2 protein-coding genes are annotated in these 3,169 nt (G+C 63.3%); both read right to left on the bottom strand.

Features of this window, described 5'->3' with window-relative positions:
- The coding region (locus VLF18_RS11510) for a hypothetical protein (RefSeq protein WP_325279765.1) at nt 1-309 on the bottom strand (309 nt) is incomplete at its 3' end.
- Nucleotides 310-362: 53 nt separating this feature from the next.
- A partial coding sequence (gene rpoB, locus VLF18_RS11515) for a DNA-directed RNA polymerase subunit beta (protein ID WP_325279766.1) occupies nt 363-3,169 on the bottom strand: 2,807 nt, incomplete at its 5' end.

The raw sequence follows: 3,169 nt of genomic DNA on the forward strand, positions 1-3,169 counted from the left end.
GCCCATGCGCTCGCGGCGGACCTTGGTCACCGTGACTTCGACACCGCACTTCTCGCAGACGATGCCCTTGTATTTCATGCGCTTATACTTGCCGCACAGGCATTCATAATCCTTGATCGGGCCAAAGATGCGCGCGCAGAACAGGCCGTCACGCTCGGGCTTGAACGTGCGGTAGTTGATCGTTTCGGGCTTCTTGATCTCGCCGAACGACCACGAGCGGATACGCTCGGGGCTCGCGATGCCGATCTTGATCATGTCGAAGGTTTCGGGCTTCGCGACCGGGTTCATGAAGTTGGTAAGCTGGTTCATATGTCTGCTCCATCTTCCCCTCTCGCTTGGCACGAGAGGGGTGAGGAAAAATCTTATTCGGCGGCTTCCGGTAGCGCTTCCGGTCCTTCGTCATCGTCTTCGTCCGCATAGGACGAAAGCTCGACGTTGAGGCCCAGCGAGCGCATTTCCTTGACGAGCACGTTGAAGCTTTCGGGAATGCCGGCCTCGAAGGTGTCGTCGCCCTTGACGATCGCTTCGTAAACCTTGGTGCGGCCGATCACGTCGTCGGACTTCACCGTCAGCATTTCCTGCAGCGTGTATGCCGCGCCATAAGCTTGCAGAGCCCACACTTCCATTTCACCGAAGCGCTGGCCACCGAACTGCGCCTTACCGCCCAGCGGCTGCTGGGTGACGAGGCTGTAGGGACCGATCGAACGCGCGTGGATCTTGTCGTCGACGAGGTGGTGGAGCTTCAGCATATAGATGTAGCCCACGGTCACCTTGCGGTCGAACTTGTCGCCGGTGCGGCCGTCGTAAAGATCCGACTGCCCCGATTCGTGCAGCCCCGCGAGGGTCAGCATGTTCGACACATCGGCTTCCTTCGCGCCGTCGAACACCGGGGTCGCGAACGGCACGCCAACGCGGAGGTTGTCGGCCAGTTCGACGATGCTTTCGGCATCGCGCGACTTGATGTCCTCGACATATTCGCCGCCATAGACGTTTTCGAGCGCATCGCGCACGGCCGCGGGCATCTGCCCGCCGACCGCGTCGGGATTGGCGTCGCGCCATTCGTCGAGCGCCTGCGTGACCTGCCGGCCCAGACCGCGCGAAGCCCAGCCGAGGTGGGTTTCGAGGATCTGCCCGACGTTCATGCGCGAGGGCACGCCCAGCGGGTTGAGCACGATGTCGACATGCGTCCCGTCCTCGAGGAACGGCATGTCCTCGTTCGGGAGGATGCGGCTGATGACGCCCTTGTTGCCGTGACGGCCGGCCATCTTGTCACCCGGCTGCAGCTTGCGCTTGATGGCGACAAAGACCTTGACCATCTTGAGCACGCCCGGGGCGAGTTCGTCGCCGCGCTGCAGCTTCTCGACGCGATCTTCATACTTCGCGTTGATCCGCTTGATCGCGTCGTCATACTGCGCCTTGATGGCCTCCAATGCGGTCTGGGCATTGTCCTCGACCACCGCGAGCTTCCACCAGTCGGCGCGGTCGAGCTCGACCAGCATCTCCTCGGTGACGACATCGCCCTTCTTCAGCCCCTTCGGCACCGCGCTGGTCGTCTGACCGATCAGCAGGTCCTTGAGGCTCGAGAAGGTCGCGCGGTTGAGGATCGCGCGCTCGTCGTCGGCGTCCTGCTTCAGCCGTTCGATTTCCTCGCGTTCGATCGCGATCGCACGTTCGTCCTTGTCGATGCCGTGACGGTTGAAGACGCGGACTTCGACGACGGTGCCCGACACGCCCGGCGGCAGGCGAAGCGAGGTGTCGCGCACGTCGCTGGCCTTTTCGCCGAAGATCGCGCGGAGCAGCTTTTCTTCCGGCGTCATCGGCGATTCACCCTTGGGGGTGATCTTGCCGGCCAGAATGTCGCCCGGGCCGACTTCGGCGCCGATGTAGACGATGCCCGCTTCGTCGAGGTTGCGAAGCGCTTCCTCGCCGACGTTCGGGATGTCGCGCGTGATATCTTCGGGGCCAAGGCGCGTGTCGCGTGCGGTGACTTCGAATTCCTCGATATGGATCGAGGTGAAGACGTCGTCCTTCACGATGCGTTCGCTGATGAGGATCGAGTCCTCATAGTTGTAGCCGTTCCACGGCATGAACGCGACGAGCACATTCTTGCCGAGCGCCAGTTCGCCGAGCTCGGTCGACGGACCGTCGGCGATGATGTCTCCCGAGCGGACGACGTCGCCAACCTTCACCAGCGGACGCTGGTTGATGCAGGTCGACTGGTTCGAACGCTGGAACTTCTGCAGGCGATAGATGTCGACGCCCGACTTGCCGGGTTCGACCATGTCGGTCGCGCGGATAACGATACGCGTCGCATCAACCTGGTCGATCACGCCGCCGCGGCGTGCGGCAATGGCGGCACCCGAGTCGCGTGCCACGGTGCCTTCCATGCCCGTGCCGACGACCGGAGCCTCCGCGCGGAGCAGCGGCACCGCCTGACGCTGCATGTTCGATCCCATGAGCGCGCGGTTGGCGTCGTCGTTCTCGAGGAACGGAATGAGCGACGCTGCAACCGAAACGAGCTGCTTCGGCGACACGTCCATCAGCGTGATCTGGTCGCGCGGGGCCATCAGGAATTCGCCCGCTTCGCGTGCCGAGATCAGTTCGTCGATGAAGCTGCCGTCGGGGTTGAGGTCGGCGTTCGCCTGCGCGACGGTGTGCTTCGACTCTTCCATCGCCGAGAGATAGACGACTTCGTTGGTGACCTTGCCGTCGACGATGCGGCGGTACGGCGTCTCGATGAAACCATATTTGTTGACGCGCGCAAAGGTCGCGAGGCTGTTGATCAGACCGATGTTCGGGCCTTCGGGCGTTTCGATCGGGCAGATGCGGCCATAGTGGGTCGGGTGAACGTCGCGGACTTCGAAGCCCGCGCGTTCACGCGTCAGACCGCCCGGCCCGAGCGCCGACACGCGGCGCTTGTGGGTGACTTCGGACAGCGGGTTGGTCTGGTCCATGAACTGCGACAGCTGTGAGGAGCCGAAGAATTCGCGGACTGCGGCAACCGCCGGCTTCGCGTTGATCAGGTCGTTCGGCATCACGGTCGACACGTCGACCGAGCTCATGCGCTCCTTCACCGCGCGCTCATGGGATCGAACATGCAGCGTCAGGCGGTGCCGCTGCTCCGCGCGGAGGCTCCGGTCGTCGGCACGGGCATGGAAGGCACCGTGGC

The sequence above is a fragment of the Tahibacter sp. genome (genome assembly GCF_035481375.1).
Taxonomy (GTDB): Bacteria; Pseudomonadota; Gammaproteobacteria; order Xanthomonadales; family Rhodanobacteraceae; genus Tahibacter.